The organism is Paenibacillus riograndensis SBR5 (genome assembly GCF_000981585.1).
Taxonomy (GTDB): domain Bacteria; phylum Bacillota; class Bacilli; order Paenibacillales; family Paenibacillaceae; genus Paenibacillus_AQ; species Paenibacillus_AQ riograndensis.
Map to the genome: position 1 here is coordinate 4,302,548 of NZ_LN831776.1, position 18,527 is coordinate 4,321,074.

Below are 18,527 nucleotides of genomic sequence, written 5' to 3' on the forward strand. Positions count from 1 at the left end.
AAAAGGAAGCAGAAACCGGTTTCGAAACCGGCAGCTGCTTCCTTTTTTATATGCCCCTGAGCGCTCTATTGCGGCGGCGTTCCTTTGCTCAGCAAAATATTGATATTCTGCTGCTGGCGGTACTCTGTGGGCGTTAACTGGTATCGTTTGCGGAACATCTGGGTGAAATGCTTCATGTCCTGGTACCCCACCCGCTCAGCGATCTCCGCCAGCTTCAGCCGCGGATTAAGCAGCAGCAGCTTGGCCTGTTCCAGCCGCAGCGAAGTCACATACTCCTTGTAGCCCTGCCCGGTCTTTTGCTTGAACAGCTGGCTGAAATATGCCGGATTCAGGAACACCACGGAAGCCATTTTCTCCAGCGACAGGTCTTCATAGAAATGCTCCTTGATATAATGCAGGGCAACATCTATCGCTTTTTCACCGCTCCCCTTCATCGGCTCAAGTTCCAGCACCTGTGATGCTGAGGCTTCTCTCATCCGCTTGACGACCTGCGGAACCGTGCTGAAATCGTGGCTAAGACCAGAGTGGATCACTTGAAAAGGAATTTTTAGATAGTGGGTAAGATGCTCCTTGACCTCACTCTGGAACTGCTGAATCGCCGCATCCTCCCGCAGGGTAATGAGGCCCAGCAGACTCTGCCGGTCATAGCTGACGACGAACCCGCGCCCGTGCAGCTCAATGAGTTCGGACAGCACATTCTCGACAATGAAATGCTCCAGCCGGATGCTTCTGTCCTCGGCATCCAGCTGCACCATCACCATATAGAAATGCTTGTAATCTTCAATGAAAGGCTCAATGTCCAGATTGCCGATATCCAGCCCTGAAGCCAAACGCTGAAATACGCCTTCCCTCAAAAACCGCAGACTCGCCTTCAGCCTCTCGCCCTGCCTGGATATATCGTTGTCCTGCTCAATTTCAGCAGTCAGGTTATTGATCAATTCCAGCAGCTTATTTTTGCCGATGGGCTTAAGCAGGTAATCCCTTGCCCCGAGACGTACCGCTTCCTGGGCATAAGAGAATTCGCTATGCGCCGAGATCACAACCCATTTCACATAAGGATAACGGCGCTTTGATATTTTCATGAATTCAAGGCCGCTCATCCCCGGCATCAGAATATCGGTTAGAACAATGTGAATCCGCTGTTCTTCCATAATTCGGACCGCTTCTTCGGCTTTGGCCGCCACAAAAACCTGATGATCCGGACTAATCTGTCCGATAGTACGTCTGATGCCTTCACGTATTACCCGTTCGTCATCGGCTACGAGAATATTCACGTAAATGTATCTCCTTCCAGCCTAATCGGCAGCACAATGGCCACCTGAGTCCCTTCTCCGGGAAAGCTCTGGATTTGCAGGCCGTATTCCTCTCCGAACATATGCTGCAGGCGGCGGTGCAGATTTTGCAGGCCGATGCCGCCTTTGCCGCCTTCTTTGGGACTGTCCCCGCTTAGAGACAGCAGCAGGCGCTCCAGCTCACCGGTGCTCATCCCTTCTCCATTGTCCTCAACAATCAATTTGAGGATGGATTCCTCTTCACGGGTGTAGACCTTCAGTATCCCTTGGCGGCTGAGGGATTCGAGCCCATGCTTGACGGCGTTCTCAATAACCGGCTGGACGGTCATCTTCGGAACGCGGATATTTAACCAGCGCTCGTCGATGTCCATGACAATCTTCAGTCTTCCTTCCAGACGGATGGAAATAATCTTCAGATAATGGCCGATCTGCTCCAGCTCTTCGCGCAGCGTAACCGCTGCGGCATCCTCCCACTGGCTGCTGTAACGGAACATGGAGGACAGGGAGAGCACCAGCTCGCCCAGCTGCTCATTCCCCTCCTCATCCAGCATCCAGTAGATCATATCCAGCGTGTTATAGAGGAAATGCGGATTGACCTGGGACTGCAGCGCGTGCAGCTCGGCATTTTTTTCACTGACGGAAGACAGCTTCACGCGTTCGATCAATTCCTCAATCCGCCGGACCATCCGGTTAAAGGACGCGACGAGAGGACGACACATTGACCATCCCCCGGAAATTCCCGATCTCCACCTGCCTCATCTCGCGGATCAGCTTCTTCAGCGGCGAGGAGATGGTCTTGGAAACCATGGAAGCGATTAGCGTTGAAACAATGATCAGAATCGAGATCACGATCAGCAGATAGCGCTTCATCTCGTTCAACTCAACGTTGAGATCCTGATCCGGTGTAATACTCATAACCCACCATCCCGAAAAGGACAGCTTCGAGGCCACCGCCAGACGGCCCGCTTCCTGCCGGACAATCTGATGCTGGAAGTTCTTCAGGGAAGGCAGTGTTTCCAGCACAGGTGCCGGGTCCGTTGCCGAAGTCACAAACCGTCCATCCTCCGACATTAGATACACCTGGCTGTGCGCACCCAGCTTGAGGTTCTCCAAAGCGTCCAGCACAGGCTGGGGGTTGGTTTCGTAGAGAACAATGCCGATCGGCTTGTGTTCATTCAGATCATAGATCTGCCGGCCAAAAGCAAACACCGGGCTATCCTCCACCTGGTCGATCAGCGAATGCTGGTATACGCCGAGCCAGACCATTTTTCCGGATGAGGCTTGAAGCTGCTTGTACCAGTCCTGACTGTGGTAATTGGGGTCGACTACATTCATGTAATTCCCATAATTATAGATTTTGCCCTTGTCTGTAATGACATGAATACCTACCAGGTCGTCCCGAGAATAAAAAATCGAGCCGATTATATTGGTAATGGTCTGCTCGTTGATGTAGGCTACCGCCGGTTCATCCGTTGTTTCATTAATCAAACGAATCATCTCGAAGTTGTTGCTGAGTGATTTGGAGAGTGAGTCATACCCTTTATAGAGCAGGCTGAACAGCCCGGCTGTCTGGGAGACATTTTTTTGCGACAAATCACTGATCTTCTCATGCAGCTGCACAGTAGTCCGGTTATAGTACAGCAAGCTGACGATAAGCAGAATACTGGACATGCAAAAAAGAAACAGCAAGAACAACCGATGATGGATGGAATGAAAGCCGCTCTTCAATGGACTCTCTCCTTTCAACACCCTGTCCTGCCGTTCCTTATTATAAATCCATGATAATTTCATTTGCAATGGTGATTAACCTTTGACCGCACCTGCTACCATCCCTTTGGTAATTTTGTTCGACAGGAAGAAGTAGATCAGGATAACCGGCAGTGCGCCCATGACCAGGAATGCCCCGATGTTGCCGTAATTGACTGAATATTGGCTGACAAATGTGTACACTCCAAATGGCAGTGTCTTGAGCTTCTCGGAAGAAATAAAGGTTGCCGCCAGGATATATTCATTCCAGATGTTGATGAAGGTCAGAATGCATACCGTCATCACCGGCGGGATCGACACCGGCAAAATAATGCTGCGGAAAATCCGGTATACGCTCGCTCCATCGATAAACGCCGATTCCTCAATTTCATGCGGGATATCCCTCATGAACCCGGAAAGGATAAATACAGCAATCGGTGTGGAGAAGGCAATGTAAGGCAGAATCAGCGATAAATGCGTGTTCAGCACGTGAATGTTTTTGAAAATAATCATCAGCGGCAGCAGGGTCGCCTGCATCGGAATCATCATGCCCATCAGGAAGATGGTCATGACAACATTGCCGTATTTCCAGCGGAAACGCGAAATGGCATAAGCCACCATGGAGGCCAGCACAATGACGCAAATCATTGTAACGCCGGTGACAAACACGCTGTTGGACAAGTATTTCAGATAGCTGCCGGAAGTATAAGCTTCACTGTAGTTATGCCATTGAAAGGATTTGGGGAAGGAGAAAAAGCTGCCGTCCATAATCTCTTCGTTGGTCTTCAGTGAATACAGCACCAGCCAGAGCAAAGGATACAACTGGGTCACTACAGGAATTGCGAAAAGAAGATACACGATTCCTTTTTTGAATTTTCGCATAATCGCGCACTCCTTTTCTAATTGAATTTGCGTTCGATTCTATTGAATATCGTATTGATGAATCCGGTAAAGACCAGACAGACTATAACCAGGAAGCTGGCAATCGCACTGCCGTATCCATACTTCAATGACATAAATGAGCTGTTGTACATATGCGTAGAGATGACGTCGGTTGCATGAGCCGGCCCCCCGGCGGTCATAACCATGACCAGATCGAAGGCCTGCAGGGAACCGATAAACGCCAGTACAATCGATATTTTGAAGATCGGGACAATCAGCGGAAGGGTGATGTAGCGGTCCGCTTTGAATCCGTCCGCCCCGTCGATTTTTGCCGCTTCATAAAGCTCGTCCGGAATATTCTGCACGCCGGTGTACTGGATCAGCAGATGGTAGCCGAAGAACTGCCACAAGGAGACGAAATATAGCGCAAACATGGCAATTTTGGGTTCGGTAAGCCAGTTATGTGTCCAGCTGTCCAGTCCCAGCGAGATCAGAACGCCGTTAAGCATACCGCCCATGGACGCGGGGTTGTAGACCGTTTTCCACAGCTGTCCAATAATGACGACAGACAGAATGACCGGTGTGAAGTAGATCGAAACCAGGGTGTTTCCTCTTCTGACATAACGGTTAAGCAGAATAGCCATTCCCAGGCAAAGGGGGATTTCGAGCATAGATGCTACAGCGTAGAGCAAGGTTCTTCTTACCGACGGCCAGAACACAGGGTCATTGAAGAACATATCTTTGAAGTTGCCGAATCCGACAAACTGGGCAGACGTTAGTCCGTCCCATTTCAATAAACCGGTATACAGTGAAACCAGTATGGGGATAAACACTAGGCACACATACAAAAGCAGACATGGCAATACGAAGACGGCTATTGTCCGTGCTGGCACCTTAAGTACTTTCATCGTTCCCGCCTCCTAAACAAGCAGATTCTTTGTCTATAACAGATGTGATTTTTTGTGATAAATTTGGTGCGAAGAAGCCGGAATCAGCTTGCTTCGCACCGAAGGTGAACGTTTAGGTCTGCTTATTTATTAGCTTCAAAAGCGGTTTGATGTTCTTTGGCGACTGCAGCGGAATCCATTTTCTGCACGAACAGGTTCTGGATGCTGCTGAGGTGCACCTGCGAGGTTGCCGGGTTCATGGTGTTGTCGAACGAAAGGTCGCCGCCTTTCACCTGGTTGAACAGGCCTGCGATGGTGATCGCCAGATCGGAGTAACCGGCTGCTTTGAGGTCGCCGTCTACTTTTTGACCCAAACCTACAGCGTTTTTCAATTCAAATTGTTTCTTAGGCAGATTGCTGGCGAAGAAATTGAGGAAATCTTTGGTTTCCTGCAGATGCTCACTGTTAGCGGACACCGCGAATGCGCTGCCTGGTGCCAGCATGAATTCGTTAGGGTCGCCTTTGCCGTTCACAGTAGGGAATTGGAAAGCTCCTACTTTGCCGGCTACGGAAGAAGCATCAACTGCGCCTGTTTCCCATGAACCGATGACCCACATTGCCGCTTTACCGGATTTGAAGATGTTACCGCCGGCATTGGCGTCGATGGAGGTTGCGCCATCAGGGAATGCGCCTGCTTGAACCAGCTGCTGGAAAGCGTCTACTGCTTCTACGAAAGCAGGATCTTCAAAGGTTTTCTTACCATCCATGACATCCTGCAGGAAGCCGGGGCCGCCGTTGGTGCGAAGCAGGATGTTCATGAACAGGAAGGAGCCCGTCCAGGAATCTTTTTCACCGATGGCCAATGGCGTAATGCCTTTGTCTTTGAGGATCTTCACATCTTTGAGCATTTCTTCAAAGGTGGTTGGTGTATTGGCGATTCCAGCCTGAGCGAACAAATCTTTGTTGTAGAACACCACTTCGATATTGTTGCCGTCCGGCAGCGCGTATACATTGCCGTCAAAGCTGTAGTAATCCAGCAGTCCTGTTTGGTAGGTGTCTTTCAGTCCGTTCTGGTCCAGCATGTCGTTCAGCGGAGCGAACAATCCGGCATCTACAAACGGTTTCATTTGTGCAGCCGGGTTCACGATGGTAATGTCCGGGACCTCTTTGGAAGCCGCCTGGGTTTTGAGCTTCACCTTTTGCTGGTCGGTGTTCAGCGTATCCAGTTCGATCTTGATGTTCGGATGCTCTTTCTCGTACTGCTCACTCAGCTCATGCACCATTTTGTAGGACGGTGTTGTAGGATCGGGATAGATGTTCTGGAAGGTGATGGTTACCTTCTTGTCACTCTTCGTTGTGTTCGTTGCTGTACCGCTGTTGGTTTTGTCAGGTGCTGCGCTTGACGCTGCATTATTCTTGCTGTTGTCGTTGGAGTTGCCGCATGCCGCAACGCTTAATGCCATTGCAGCTGTAAGTGCGACGGTGAATGTTGTCTTCATTTTTCTGTTGACCATGAATCAATGCCCCCTGTGTTCGTGATAGGTTTATTATCTTCTGATTAAGCGCTTCCAACAAGGTGCGAACTACAGAAATAAGGTTTGTTTTTTCTAGGAGTATATGGAAAAGGGCTGGCCGCTGGGCCGAATGCTCTTGCGACGAATACAGCATCAAGTTATAACACAAAAAAAGAACTCCCGGACATCGGGAGCTCTCGCAATGATTCAATACGCACAAACAGACTTTTTTGGCGCCTCAATTATTCAATACTGCATATACAGCCTTTCTTAGTGTTCAGCATGTCCGCTTATTCCACCCTCACCCACTGCTTCAGCACCTCTACCAGCCCCGGAACGTCGAGGCCGTCGAGGGAAAAGGCTTTGCGCAGCAGGTCGTGGGGGATGAATTCATCGTATTTGCCAAGGTAAGGCGCTTCATCCGGCCCCAGGAGAGCAATCGGATCAGATACAGCAGCGGCTTCGGCGATAATCTCCTGCTCCAGCGTTTCTGCATCTGTCTTCCCGGAAACGACCATATAATACGGCTCCATGGGGGTTACGGAACGCAGTCCCAGCGGGCCCTTGAGATTATTCTTCAGCAGCCGTTCCAGAGTCCGGAACTGCCGGCTCCCGGCCCAGGGCAGAATGAACATCGAATCGCCTCCGGCCGGAAGCACCGAATGCGTGAGCAATCCGCTTTCCTTGGCCAGACGGCGGGCCCGTTCCAGTCTTGCTGCCGCGCTGGGCGCCAGATAGGGATATAGTGCCGTAGCTCCCAGCACCTCACGAATTTTGTTCATAATGCGGGTATGCACATCCCCGCCTGCGCCCAGCCATAAGGTATCTACTTTGCCGCGCGAGCCTTTGACATATACGGCTTTATGGCGGTTATCCACCTCTTCGACCTTCCACAGCTTGCCTGCAAGAGTGAAGCAGTACCCCGGCGGCGGGACAGTGGTTATTGAACCAATCTCTTCGGTGCCGTTATATACCACATGTTCCTCGTCGTCTTTGAATACCGCATAGAAACGGAAGTTATTGACGATCTTCTCCCCTGCCAGCCCAACCAGCAGGCTGCCCTCATCCATGCACTCAATATGGCCCATGCCGATCATATATTCCATGAACGCATCATAATCGCCGGGCTCGATGCTGCTAAAGGACGGGAGGCTCAGCACGGCCGCCTTCAGATCCTCCGGCTCCGCTTCGCCCATACTTTTCAGGATGCTCATCGTCTGATGGTAGAGCAGCCCCACCGGAAGCTGCCGCACAGCCAGCGGCTCGACCCACTTCTCGCGCACGTAGAGCTCGATGACGGCGATAGCCCGCAGCAGCGTCCACGGCATCCGCGCGGGAAGCTGGGCTTCTTCGTCCTCTTCCTCCGGCGTGACGAAGATCATCTCTGAAGCGGCGTCGCCCCGCCGCCCGGAGCGCCCCAGCCGCTGCACGAAGCTCGCGCAGCTGTATGGTGCACCGAGCTGCAGCACGCGCTCCAGCTCGCCCAGGTCAATGCCCAGCTCCAGCGTCAGCGTGGCCGCTGCCACCGCCGGGCCGGGTCCCTGACGGAGCGCAGCCTCCGTCTCTTCACGCAGCATCGCGGAGATGCTGCCGTGATGGACATGGAACACGTCGCGCTCCCCGCGCTTCGCAGCAAGCCGCCGCATCTCCAGGATTGCCTCCTCGGCATCCGTGCGGCTGTTGGTGAAAATGAGCGCCTTCTTCAGATGCGTATGGTCATAGATGAAGCCATAATACGCCTGCCGCGCCCGCTCCAGATGCTCAGCCTGCACTTCGTCCCGTGCATCCGGGAAAGAAAAGTGCTCCACGCTGAGGCGCAGCTTGCGCCCGCCCTGCGGAGCAGAGACCTCTACGCTTTCGCGGGTACCGGCGGCCAGCCATTCCGTCACGGATGCGTAGTCGCTCAGCGTGGCCGACAGTCCGATCCGCCGCGGATGGCAGCCGGCCATACGCGAGATCCGCGCCAGCTGGCTAAGCACCTGAATGCCGCGGTCCGCCCCCATGAAGGCATGCACTTCATCCACTATAATGAAGCGAAGATCATGGAACAGCGCCGGAATGGCATTAGGGCGGTTCATCAGCAGCCCTTCCAGCGATTCCGGGGTAATCTGCAGCACGCCGGAGGGGTTTTGCATCAGCTTCGTCTTGTCCGCCTGCGGCACATCTCCATGCCAATGCCAGACCGGAATATTCCCTTCACGCAGCAGGTCATTCAACCGGGTGAACTGGTCATTGATCAGCGCCTTAAGCGGCGCAATGTAAAGGATGCCCACTGAGGCGGACGGATCTTCGTACAGCTGGGTAAGCGCCGGAAAGAAAGCGGCTTCTGTCTTGCCGGAAGCCGTTCCGGAAGCAATGAGCAGATGATGCGGCGTATCGAACAGCACCCGGCAGGCATCCACCTGGGCTTCGCGCAGCGTCTCCCAGCGGTTCTTATAGATAAACTCTTTGATAAACGGAGCCAGCCTGTAAAACGGATTGCTGCTCATAGATCAAACTCCGCCAGGAATCCGTCCAGCTCGTTCGTCTCTGCCTCGGCAGGCTTGGCCGTCCGCTCGCCTACAAGCTTCTCGAACGACATATCCGGGTGCTGATGCAGGGTATGCAGCAGGTCCATGAAGTCCCGCACGACCTCACGTGCGGTGAGCAGTTCGTCTGCGCCCAGCCGGCCTACAGCTTCCTCCATGAAATGCACCAGCTGCTCCTGTGTCAGCTTGGCTTCATAGCCGTAGTGAAGGGCATGGATATCCCGCAGCTTTTGCAGCAGCACCAGTATTTCCTCATGGGAGAGCATCTCCAGGGCAATAATCGGCCCGGTAAAATTATTCAGCCCCGTCCCGCCGTAACGTCCGGCGACGAGCCTTGAACGCAAGGCTTCATAACTGAACAGACCTCGCCGGTTGTCTTCGACAAACTGCGGTGTCCCGCCGATAAAGATCCCCAGCCGCTCTGCCTTGCCTTGCATCGTATCATTGAACATGGTCAGCAGCTTCTCATAGTTGCTCTGGCGTGAGATGCTGTTGGTGATCTTATACAGGTTCACGCCTTCATCAATAAACAGCAGCAGCCCTTTATAGCCGATGCTCCCTATGAACTCGGCCCATAGCTTCATATAATCGTACCAGTTATCATCGTCGATGATGACCCCTACCCCCAGCGCCTTGCGCGCTTCGGTGCGGGTAGCGAACTCCCCGCGCAGCCAGCGCAGGGCATCCTGCTTCAGCCCGTCATCGGCAAGCTTGTGGCCGTTCCAGTATGTCGCCAGCACCTTGGCAAAATCAAATCCGTGCACAAGCCCGCGCATTTCGGAAGCTACCGAATAGATCCGCTGCTCCACCTCTTGCCCAAGCTGCGGAGCGTCGGGGCCGCAGCCTTTCTCCTGCATTACGGCTTGCTGAAGACTGATGATCCATTTCTGGAGGATCATCTCCAGCGCTCCGCCGTCCGGGCGTGTGCGCGTGGAGAGATGGCTCATCAGCTCCCGGTAGGTGGCCAGGCCCTGCCCTTTGGTTCCAACCAGCCGCCGTTCCGGGGACAGGTCGGCATCCGCGACCACAAAATCCCGGTCCATGGCATAGTTGCGGATAATCTGAAGCAGGAAGCTTTTGCCGCTGCCGAATTTGCCGGTGATCAGCTTGAAGGCAGCTCCGCCTTCCGCGATGTTCTCCATATCCCGGAGTATGGACTCGACCTCGGGTCTGCGGCCAACCGCAATATGCTCCAGGCCAATACGCGGCACTACTCCCGCAGTCAGAGAGTTCACGAGCGCGGTCGTCATCCGTTTTGGTATTTTAAGCTCACTCATCGATCATTCACCCCACCCAAGTATTGCAGCATCGGCATAAATTCCTCGTTTAACTCTTCTTCATCTATAAGCAGATCGCCTAGCAGATTCATGGCAGTCTCATTAATCCCGTCGAATAACAGCTCTGCCATTGTTCCGCCTGCTGAAGCCAAATGCTGTACCGCTGCCATTCCCCTGCCTTCCGCCAGCGCACGAACCGTCTCCCACTCCAGCGGAGTCAGCGCAGCGGCAAAAGAATGCCACAGCGCAGCAGCGCTATTGCCGGAATCCTGCTGAGCCTCAGCCACAATGCCGCTTGTTTCCAGAGTTGAAGCCGCTTCGGAACCGGCAAACCGCTTCACAGCTTCATGCCCAGCCTCGGCTGACGGTACTCCATCATCTTCAGCTCCCGCCGGATCAGCGTGCTGAACTTGCATATCAGGCTCATCTGCAGCCGGTACCCCCGTCCGTCCCGTCACATCACCGTCAGCCTCTGCAACGGCAGGCCGTCCCTCTAACTCTTCGGTCTCTTCAACCGTAAGCAGCGTCCTCACAATGTCGGAATCGTTCTGAAGCTGTTCCACCTTCTTAGCATCAATGACAACCGCCGGCCCCTTTTCCAGCTGCTCCGCTTTGCGGAATTCGCGCTGCAGGAACCTGGTGATCAAATCTTCCATATCTGCATCAACCTTAATATCCTTCAATCTGCCCCGGTAGCCCAGCAGCTCCCGCAGCTTGTTCTCCGTCAGCCGGAACAGGCGGGTGATCAGACTGCGCAGCGGTGGAGATTTGCTGATCCGCACCACAGGGACAAGCACGGAGTAGCCATACAATGAGATGTCGTACACCGCACTGCGGAACAGGTAACGCTCCCGGACCACCGCTGGACCCGGGGGAAACATGCCGATCAGATTCGAGCCATGCTTGCGGGCCACATAAGCGTCAATCAGCGCCACTACCTGCGGGATATAGCGTTCCGCCGCCGTTTTGCCTTCACCGGTATAGAATTTGGACTTGCTGATATCGTAATCCGACATGACGGTCAGCACTTCAAACGTAAGCTGCTCCGGTGCAGCGGTCAGGCAGCGCATCAGCTCAAGCTCAGCCAGATCGCCGGCAAGTCCGCGTGAACGGGCGACAATCCCCGACAGCGGAACGTCCAGATGATGGACAAAGGAGAAATCCGCAATCCAGCCGCCCAGATACTGGTCCAGTCTTTTATATTGATCCCGGTAGGCTTCCCATAACAGATTCAGCTGCCGGTATCCATCCTGAGGCTCGTCCCACCCTACACCGTTGATCAGCTCATAGACATGCAGAAAGATATAGGACAGATCCGTTTTTGGATATCTGCCCTGTCTGACCTCATCCCGCCAAAAGAAATACCATCTGCTCTGCGCCCCGGTCATGTGACCATAGGTGGGCCAGTAACTTTTGAAAGGAACAAACAGCGACGCTGTCTCTTTGTGATCCACTAACTCCCTGGCCCGGACCACGAACTGGCTCTCCGTCGTCGTTACCGGCTCCTGTGTTTCCTCCATATCCCATAACTGAAGCTGTACAGTGGCTTCTTCAGGAGCTTTTTTCTTCGGTGCGGCTGCCGGGGGCTTGGGAACCTTGAGGTCAGCCGAAGCACGCGGAGGAATCGGCAGATTCTGCTCCGTGCTCTCCCACACCAGCTCTGTAAAATGCGGCTCTTTTCCGTCTCTGCTCAAGTCTCTCACCCCGATTACAATCTTACGAAAAAACGGTCCTGTTCACAGAAGTGAAGGAACCGTTTGTGTTCTTCCGGTATGAAATAACGCTGTCTATAATCTACTACTAATATTAGCATTCTTGCCTGACCAACATCAAGCCTCAGGTGGAGATTGATCTCTAACCCAGTTCAAGCCCTTTCGTCTCTTTGCCCAAGAACAGCACGGCTAAAGCCCCGATAATAATCGTCACAAAAAACAGCATAAATATCGTGCCAATCCCTACCGCGTTCCCTACCATGACCCCTACCAGCGTAGGTGCGATAATCCCGCCAATCCGGCCAAAAGAAGTCGCAAGACCGGCTCCCGTTGAACGGATAGCTGTAGGATACAGCTCCGGCGTATAAGCGTACATTCCGCCCCATGCCCCAAGATTGAAGAACGACAGGCAGATTCCGGCAGCCATCAGCATGCCCTCCGTCGTGGAATTCCCGAACCAGGCAGCGCTGGCGGCTGTGAGCAGCAGATAGATTACCAGCACAAACTTGCGGCCGAATTTCTCAATGAAATAAGCAGCGGTGAAGTAGCCGGGGAGTTGTGCCAGCGTCATGATCAGCACGTATTCAAAGCTTTTGACAAGACTGAAGCCTTTGATCACCATTACTGTAGGCAGCCACAGAAACATGCCGTAATAAGAAAAAACGACCGTAAACCACAAAATCCAGAGCATGATTGTCGACCGGCGGTATTCCCCGGACCAGACCGTGGCAATACGGCTCCGCAAAGGTACAGGCGCTTTCTTCCGGATTTCTGCGAATCTCGGAGAGTCATCGATCGCCCGCCGCAAGTACAGTGCATACAGGGCAGGAACCGCACCAATGGCAAACGCTACTCTCCAGCCGTAATCCGGAATCACAAAATAAGCAATTAATGCCGAGACGATCCAGCCGACCGCCCAAAAGCTTTCCAGCAGCACGACCGCCCGGCCTCTCTCCTTGACAGGCATGCTCTCCGAAACCAGCGTTGAGGCCACAGGAAGCTCTCCCCCAAGCCCGAACCCGGCGACAAAGCGCAGGACACACAGCATGGCATACCCGGCGGCAAAAGCCGATAATCCGCTGGCCAGCGAGAAGATCAGGAGCGTCCACAGCAGCACCGATTTGCGGCCGAAACGGTCCGCCAGAATGCCTGCAGCCGCCGCGCCCACAGCCATGCCTATGGAGTTGATACTGGTCAAATATCCGATTCTTTCCGGTCCGAGGCCCCATTCCTTGGCAAGCGCCGCTACCACAAAAGAAATCATTCCCACATCCATCGCGTCGAACATCCAGCTAAGCCCTGCACTGAACAGCAACTTTCTTTGCTTCGGATTCCGCAGCAGCGAAATATCTTTCATACATCAAACACCTCTTCCCTAACTCCGGATGTCCAACCTGGTTTATATTGCCTGTTTTACTTACACATTCTATGGTTGCGGGAATCAAAAATCAAGGAATAACGCCGCATTGCAATATTGGCGGGCCAAAGCCTGGAAATAGCAGGTCTGTACCGAGATGGCGGCAATCATCAGCATATTCCGCACGGCATGCCGCTGGGACCTGGTCAGATGGTTCAAACGCTGCATCATATTTTCGAGCGAAACCTTTAGCACCTTATCAGCTCTTGATGAATACATCTGCTGTGCGCTGAGGTCTGCGAGTCCCTGAACCGGCATCACAGGACTGCTCTTGATCTCTTCGAACAACTCTGCATACGCGTGATACAGCTGGGCGGGTTCGACCAGATCATCATCGTCCCGCTCCGGTGCCAGGAAGAGCAGCCGGAACAGCTGGCGGATACTCCCGAAATCGAGGGCAGCCTTCAAATCATCGATCATAAATAAAAGCGCAGCCTGATTGACGGAATATTTTTTCCCCTCTCGGGGGGAGCCCAGATATTCTTTGAAGTCGCGTTTTACCCAATTCTGCATAGAAGTGGCAGAAAGTGTAGAATACTCAATCAGGTGGCCCAGGGTGGCGATTTCTCCAAGCGACAACCCCTTTACAGGGCTGCCTTTAATCAGCTTTTGCAGGATCGGAGGAATCTCGGTGGACAGAAAAGCCGGGAGAGAAGCACCCTTTTCCACCTCTTCATAATGAAATTTTGACCATGCATCCTGCAGGATATGCAGCGGCTTTCGTTCAATAGTACTGTTCAGGGACAGCAGCAGTTCGGACATTTCGATCCGGCTGAGTGTAAAAGCTTCCATATATGGCACCCCTTCGCCATTTGATTTTCTATTGAAAAGTTCGTACAATGAGTTCATGTGAACTCATAATATGAGTATAACCTATTTTAACGACGAGAGGGATGGTAAAGATTATATGGGTATAGGACTTAGTTTGACGCTTGTGGCAATTTTGATCATTTTAACCGCATTTTTTGTAGCAACGGAATTTGCATTGGTACGGCTGAGAGGCAGCCAGATTAGCCAGATGGTGCTTGAGGGCAAAAAAAACGCCCTGGCGGTTCAAAGGGTTGCAGCCAACCTTGACGGCTATTTGTCTGCCTGCCAGCTGGGGATCACCATTACAGCACTGGGGATTGGAGCCTTGGCGGAGCCGGCTTTTGAGCAGCTCCTGATTCCATTGTTCGACCTTGGGAATATCAGCCACAGTGTGAGTGAGCCTATTGCTTTTGCCTTGGCATTCATTATTGCCACATTCCTGCATGTCGTAGTCGGTGAACTTGCCCCGAAGACGGCCGCTATCAATATTCCGGAGAAAATTGGTCAAATTACCTCACCGCTGATTATTTGGTTCTACAAAATTTTGTACCCTCTGATTTGGCTGATGAACGGTTCCGCTAATCTGCTGGTCCGCATGTTCGGGATGAAGCCGGCAAGCGAGCACGGTGATGCGCACAGCGAAGATGAGATTCGCCTGATCCTCTCCGAGAGCTATGAGAGCGGTAAAATCAACAAAGCCGAATATGGCTATGTGAACCGTATCTTCACTTTCGATGAAATGCTGGCCAAGGAGATTATGGTCCCGCGGACGGATATGGTATGCCTGTTCACCAACCATTCTCTGAAAGAAAATCTGGAGATCATCCGCAAGGAGCAATACACCCGCTTCCCGGTTGCCGATGGCAGTAAGGACAACATTATCGGAATGATTAATACCAAACAGCTGTATTTGCAATATGACAACAATCCGGATTTCGATTTCAAAAGCCTGATTCTGCCGCTCCTCACTGTATCCGAAGTCACTCCGGTCAAAACACTGCTGACCCGGATGCAGAAAGAGCGTGTGCATATCGCCCTGCTGCTTGATGAATACGGCGGAACCTCCGGCCTGATTACCATCGAGGACATCCTTGAAGAGATTGTCGGTGAAATCCGCGATGAGTTTGACGAAGACGAGCGCCGCAATATCGAGAAGCTGAGTGATTCCCATTATTTATTCGACGGGAATGTCTCTGTCCTGGAAGTCAAGGAGCTGACAGGCTTTGATCTGCATGATGATGAAGTGACTACAATCGGTGGATGGCTGTACAGTCACCTGGAAGAACCCGCTATCGGTAAAAGTATAACCCATGAAAATGTGACCCTTACCGTCCGCGAAATGAACCGCCACCGCATCCGCAGAGTGGAGTTTGAACTTGCACAGCCGGGATCTGAAGATTCGAAATCGCTGCCGGAATAATCGTATATATAGAACAAAAGGCGCTCCGCATTTGGAGCGCCTTTTGTTCTTGAATAAATTACATAACCTCAGGTCCGTCTGGGAAAATTCTGCTCATGTAATACTCATCTACCCAATTGCCTTCAACCTTCAATGACTTTTTCTTGATTCCTTCAATCTCAAAACCGTTTTTGGTATACAACGCCAACGCACGTTCATTATGGACCATAATGGTAAGCTCCAGACGAATGATCCCCGTTTCTTTGGCCCATTTCTCCAATTCCTTGAACAAAGCGCTGCCAAGCCCCATTCCCTGGAATTCCTTCAGGATGCCGGTGACAATATACGCACTATGCCTGTTGCGCCTTGCACTTCCGCCCCTGACCGAGAGGAACCCGGCTAATCGGCCGCTGGCTGCGGCTCCGATCAGCGCGGAATTTTCGGCACTCGCAAAGCTCCGGATCATGTCTTCTGCCTGCTTGATTCCTGTCTGGCGTTCACCCGGCTCCAGCAGCATAAACGCAGATTCTTCGTCCAGGCGGTACTGCAGACTGATCAGTTCAGCGGCGTCCTCCGGCACCAGTTCCCTTATTGTTACTTTCATTGCTAATCCTCCTGCTTATTTTTTCATAGATGGCTATAGGTACCGTTTGAACAGTCTGCTGCCATCCCCGTCATAGCCAAGCATTTCATAGAAACGGTGGGCATCCGCCCGATTCCTGTTACTGGACAGCATCACCTTAAGCGCTCCCCTGGCTGCAGCCGTTTCCTCGGCATGCCTCATCAGTGCGGCTCCATATCCCCTTCCACGTGCTTCCGGTGCAGTAACTACCCGTTCAATTACAGCAAAAGGCCGCTCGCAGCTAAGTGCATCCATACATAAATGAAGATGTACCGTTGCAACAACGGCTCCTTCCTCCTCATACACAAACAGGAAGCTGTCGGGATGGTTCCTGATTTGTCGGATTCGCTCTGGCATTACCATAATATCCTTCTGTTCAGGCAGCAGCATACGATAGAGCTGATCAATGAAAGAAGCATCTTCAGGCACAGCTTCTCTAATCATAATAAATGTCCTCCATCTTATAGTTAATGCAGTTAATTACAAAGAAAGATTAATTGCGTTAATTAAAAAGGGATGATTAATTAAATTAATTAATTTTCACATCGTCTAACATCGGCAGATCATCAGTACATTCCCATCCGGGTCCTTGAAGTTGAACCAGTGGTCATGCTCAATATCGGTCAGCAGCTCCGCTCCGGATTCTTTGACAAAATCATAGGCGGCATCAATATCCTCAGTGTTCAGATGGAAAGACGGAACCTTCAGTACAGCCGACGCTGTGAAAATTCTGCTGTCCAGCACAATGCCGGGTCCTTGCATCGGAATCACGTATAGATGTCCGAACAGCACTTCACCGTCAAGGGGAAGCCCCAGCAAACGGCAATACCAGTTTTTCGACCTTTCAATATCACTAACCGGAATAAAAACAGCGCCAATCTGATTCAGAATCGGACTTGTCACAGCCAGTATGCCTCCTCTATATATCTTGTAAATAATCGAGCCTCTTTACCATTTCGATAAAATATGTCAATTCCCTCCCTATTTAGTGGACAGATCTAAAGATATGGTATAATCTTGTCAGATTATCTTCAGACGTCAGGAGAATGAGAATTGGCTATTGTACCCTTCGCGCATCAAAAACTGACACCACCCAAAATACTATCTTTGGGGTTCATGGTGCTGATTGCAGCCGGAACGATTCTTTTATGCCTTCCTGCTGCGTCCACCGGAGCGAGAATCTCTTTTATTGATGCATTGTTCATGGCTACTTCAGCCACCTGTGTGACTGGGCTTGCAGTCATAGATACAGGAACTCAGCTTACTGTATTCGGACAGATCGTGCTGCTGGTATTGTTTCAATTCGGCGGTCTGGGTTTCGTTACGATGGCTACTTTGATTACACTTGTGCTCAACAAGCGGATCTCACTCAAGGAACGGCTGCTGTTGCAGGAATCCATGAACCAGAATTCGATGCAGGGTATTGTCCGGCTGATACAGCGGGTACTTATTTATTCGCTGGTCATCCAGCTCAGCGGAGCCATCCTCCTTGCCGCCAGATTCACAGTGGATATGTCTTTCGGCAAAGCGGTGTATTACGGGCTATTTCATAGCATTTCGATCTTCAACAATGCGGGCTTTGACCTTTTTGGGGATATACACGGTCCCTTCAGCGGCCTCACACGGTATGCCGAAGACCCGATTGTAAATATTACTTCCATGCTGCTGATTTTCCTTGGCGGAATCGGTTTTATTGTATTGTCGGATCTGATTGACTATCCCAAACGCAAACGCTTGACCCTGCATTCCAAAGTCGTGCTCTCAGCATCTGCCGTTCTGATTCTGGGCGGGGCTGCAGTCTTTTTCTGGCTTGAACTGAATGCTACCCTGAAGCCGCTGCATGCCGGAGGCAAAGTCATGGCGTCTTTCCTGCAAGCGATCACCCCGCGCTCCGGCGGTGTTACAACTATCGAGATCCCGCTTCTGCGCGAATCAACCCAGTTCCTCATGATCCTGCTTATGTTCATCGGCGCAGCTCCCGGTTCAACCGGAGGGGGAATCAAGATCACCACTTTCGCCATCCTGGTCGTTACCGCCTACACCAAAATCCGGGGCAAGGAGGACATCGTCATGTTCCGCCACCGGATTTCCAAAGAAAATGTGTACCGGGCGATAACCATGACCCTGCTCTCACTGATGCTTGTAGTGTCCGCGACGATGCTGCTGTCGGTCACCGAAAGCGCCGATTTTCTCACCGTGCTCTTCGAAGCAGTCTCTGCCTTCGGCACCTCAGGCATCACGATGGGGTTGACGCCTAATCTAACCACAATAGGCAAGGTACTTGTGATTATCCTGATGTTCGTCGGCCGTACCGGGCCGCTGACCCTGGCCTACGCGCTCAAGCCGAAGAACAGCAAGGAGCTTTACCGCTATCCTGAAGGCAACATTACTATAGGCTGATACAAGAGGAAAACGGCTTCACCCTACCCTGTAACAAATAT

Annotated in this window: 14 protein-coding genes and 1 pseudogene; 2 read left to right on the top strand and 13 right to left on the bottom strand. The window is 52.1% G+C overall.

The genetic code is table 11. The annotated features are described in order from the left end of the window. Window positions 1-65: 65 nt before the first annotated feature. From PRIO_RS18080 to PRIO_RS18125, 10 genes and pseudogenes are all read right to left on the bottom strand, one after another. On the bottom strand, window positions 66-1,274 hold the full coding sequence (locus PRIO_RS18080) for a response regulator (RefSeq protein ID WP_020431033.1): 1,209 nt from the start codon (window positions 1,272-1,274) through the stop codon (window positions 66-68). After that, window positions 1,271-2,963: pseudogene (locus PRIO_RS18085) on the bottom strand (cache domain-containing sensor histidine kinase). Before PRIO_RS18085 ends, PRIO_RS18080 begins: the two are co-directional and overlap by 4 nt. Window positions 2,964-3,095: 132 nt before the next feature. Beyond that, window positions 3,096-3,920: a carbohydrate ABC transporter permease gene (locus PRIO_RS18090; RefSeq protein WP_020431035.1), complete on the bottom strand. Its 825-nt coding sequence runs from the start codon at window positions 3,918-3,920 to the stop codon at window positions 3,096-3,098. A 17-nt stretch (window positions 3,921-3,937) separates the two neighbouring features. Beyond that, entirely contained in the window at window positions 3,938-4,828 is an 891-nt protein-coding gene (locus tag PRIO_RS18095; RefSeq protein ID WP_020431037.1) for a carbohydrate ABC transporter permease, read from the bottom strand. 122 nt (window positions 4,829-4,950) lie between these two features. After that, entirely contained in the window at window positions 4,951-6,321 is a 1,371-nt protein-coding gene (locus tag PRIO_RS18100) for a sugar ABC transporter substrate-binding protein (RefSeq protein WP_020431044.1), read from the bottom strand. A 290-nt stretch (window positions 6,322-6,611) separates the two neighbouring features. Further along, window positions 6,612-8,810, bottom strand: a complete 2,199-nt coding sequence (locus PRIO_RS18105; protein WP_046503957.1) for a DEAD/DEAH box helicase — start codon at window positions 8,808-8,810, stop codon at window positions 6,612-6,614. Then, window positions 8,807-10,126 carry an ATP-binding protein gene (locus PRIO_RS18110; RefSeq protein ID WP_020431051.1) on the bottom strand — a complete coding sequence of 440 codons (1,320 nt, stop codon included), beginning with the start codon at window positions 10,124-10,126 and terminating at the stop codon, window positions 8,807-8,809. The genes PRIO_RS18105 and PRIO_RS18110 overlap by 4 nt, the downstream gene beginning before the upstream one ends. Then, the gene (locus tag PRIO_RS18115) at window positions 10,123-11,820 is read right to left on the bottom strand and encodes a TerB N-terminal domain-containing protein (RefSeq protein WP_020431053.1); all 1,698 of its coding nucleotides are present in this window, start codon (window positions 11,818-11,820) and stop codon (window positions 10,123-10,125) included. Before PRIO_RS18115 ends, PRIO_RS18110 begins: the two co-directional genes overlap by 4 nt. Before the next feature lie 160 nt (window positions 11,821-11,980). Then, window positions 11,981-13,195: an MFS transporter gene (locus PRIO_RS18120; RefSeq protein WP_046503960.1), complete on the bottom strand. Its 1,215-nt coding sequence runs from the start codon at window positions 13,193-13,195 to the stop codon at window positions 11,981-11,983. 84 nt (window positions 13,196-13,279) lie between these two features. Beyond that, complete coding sequence (locus PRIO_RS18125; RefSeq protein ID WP_046503963.1) at window positions 13,280-14,047, bottom strand: DUF1836 domain-containing protein; 768 nt, start codon at window positions 14,045-14,047, stop codon at window positions 13,280-13,282. 115 nt (window positions 14,048-14,162) lie between these two features. Between PRIO_RS18125 and PRIO_RS18130 the strand changes: the two genes are divergently transcribed. Continuing rightward, the gene (locus tag PRIO_RS18130) at window positions 14,163-15,485 is read left to right on the top strand and encodes a hemolysin family protein (RefSeq protein WP_046503966.1); all 1,323 of its coding nucleotides are present in this window, start codon (window positions 14,163-14,165) and stop codon (window positions 15,483-15,485) included. Between the two features lie 58 nt (window positions 15,486-15,543). On the opposite strand, the gene PRIO_RS18135 is transcribed toward PRIO_RS18130, so the two are convergent. The 3 genes from PRIO_RS18135 to PRIO_RS18145 all read right to left on the bottom strand — a co-directional run bounded on the left by PRIO_RS18135 (window position 15,544) and on the right by PRIO_RS18145 (window position 16,989). Then, window positions 15,544-16,068 carry a GNAT family N-acetyltransferase gene (locus tag PRIO_RS18135; RefSeq protein ID WP_020431068.1) on the bottom strand — a complete coding sequence of 175 codons (525 nt, stop codon included), beginning with the start codon at window positions 16,066-16,068 and terminating at the stop codon, window positions 15,544-15,546. A gap of 33 nt (window positions 16,069-16,101) precedes the next feature. Then, on the bottom strand, window positions 16,102-16,530 hold the full coding sequence (locus PRIO_RS18140) for a GNAT family N-acetyltransferase (protein WP_020431069.1): 429 nt from the start codon (window positions 16,528-16,530) through the stop codon (window positions 16,102-16,104). A 105-nt stretch (window positions 16,531-16,635) separates the two neighbouring features. Next, complete coding sequence (locus tag PRIO_RS18145) at window positions 16,636-16,989, bottom strand: VOC family protein (protein ID WP_039790383.1); 354 nt, start codon at window positions 16,987-16,989, stop codon at window positions 16,636-16,638. Between the two features lie 213 nt (window positions 16,990-17,202). Here PRIO_RS18145 and PRIO_RS18150 point away from each other — a divergent pair, with 213 nt between their 5' ends. Further along, window positions 17,203-18,486, top strand: coding sequence for a TrkH family potassium uptake protein (locus PRIO_RS18150; RefSeq protein WP_046507097.1), 1,284 nt, complete (start codon window positions 17,203-17,205; stop codon window positions 18,484-18,486). Window positions 18,487-18,527 lie beyond the last annotated feature (41 nt).

Bases quoted from the DNA above. Each gene is read 5' to 3' on its own strand.
- PRIO_RS18090 (WP_020431035.1), bottom strand. From the start codon at position 3,920: ATGCGAAAATTCAAAAAAGGAATCGTGTATCTTCTTTTCGCAATTCCT.
- PRIO_RS18095 (WP_020431037.1), bottom strand. From the start codon at position 4,828: ATGAAAGTACTTAAGGTGCCAGCACGGACAATAGCCGTCTTCGTATTG.
- PRIO_RS18100 (WP_020431044.1), bottom strand. From the start codon at position 6,321: ATGGTCAACAGAAAAATGAAGACAACATTCACCGTCGCACTTACAGCT.
- PRIO_RS18105 (WP_046503957.1), bottom strand. From the start codon at position 8,810: ATGAGCAGCAATCCGTTTTACAGGCTGGCTCCGTTTATCAAAGAGTTT.
- PRIO_RS18110 (WP_020431051.1), bottom strand. From the start codon at position 10,126: ATGAGTGAGCTTAAAATACCAAAACGGATGACGACCGCGCTCGTGAAC.
- PRIO_RS18120 (WP_046503960.1), bottom strand. From the start codon at position 13,195: ATGAAAGATATTTCGCTGCTGCGGAATCCGAAGCAAAGAAAGTTGCTG.
- PRIO_RS18125 (WP_046503963.1), bottom strand. From the start codon at position 14,047: ATGGAAGCTTTTACACTCAGCCGGATCGAAATGTCCGAACTGCTGCTG.
- PRIO_RS18130 (WP_046503966.1), top strand. From the start codon at position 14,163: ATGGGTATAGGACTTAGTTTGACGCTTGTGGCAATTTTGATCATTTTA.
- PRIO_RS18135 (WP_020431068.1), bottom strand. From the start codon at position 16,068: ATGAAAGTAACAATAAGGGAACTGGTGCCGGAGGACGCCGCTGAACTG.
- PRIO_RS18140 (WP_020431069.1), bottom strand. From the start codon at position 16,530: ATGATTAGAGAAGCTGTGCCTGAAGATGCTTCTTTCATTGATCAGCTC.
- PRIO_RS18150 (WP_046507097.1), top strand. From the start codon at position 17,203: ATGGTGCTGATTGCAGCCGGAACGATTCTTTTATGCCTTCCTGCTGCG.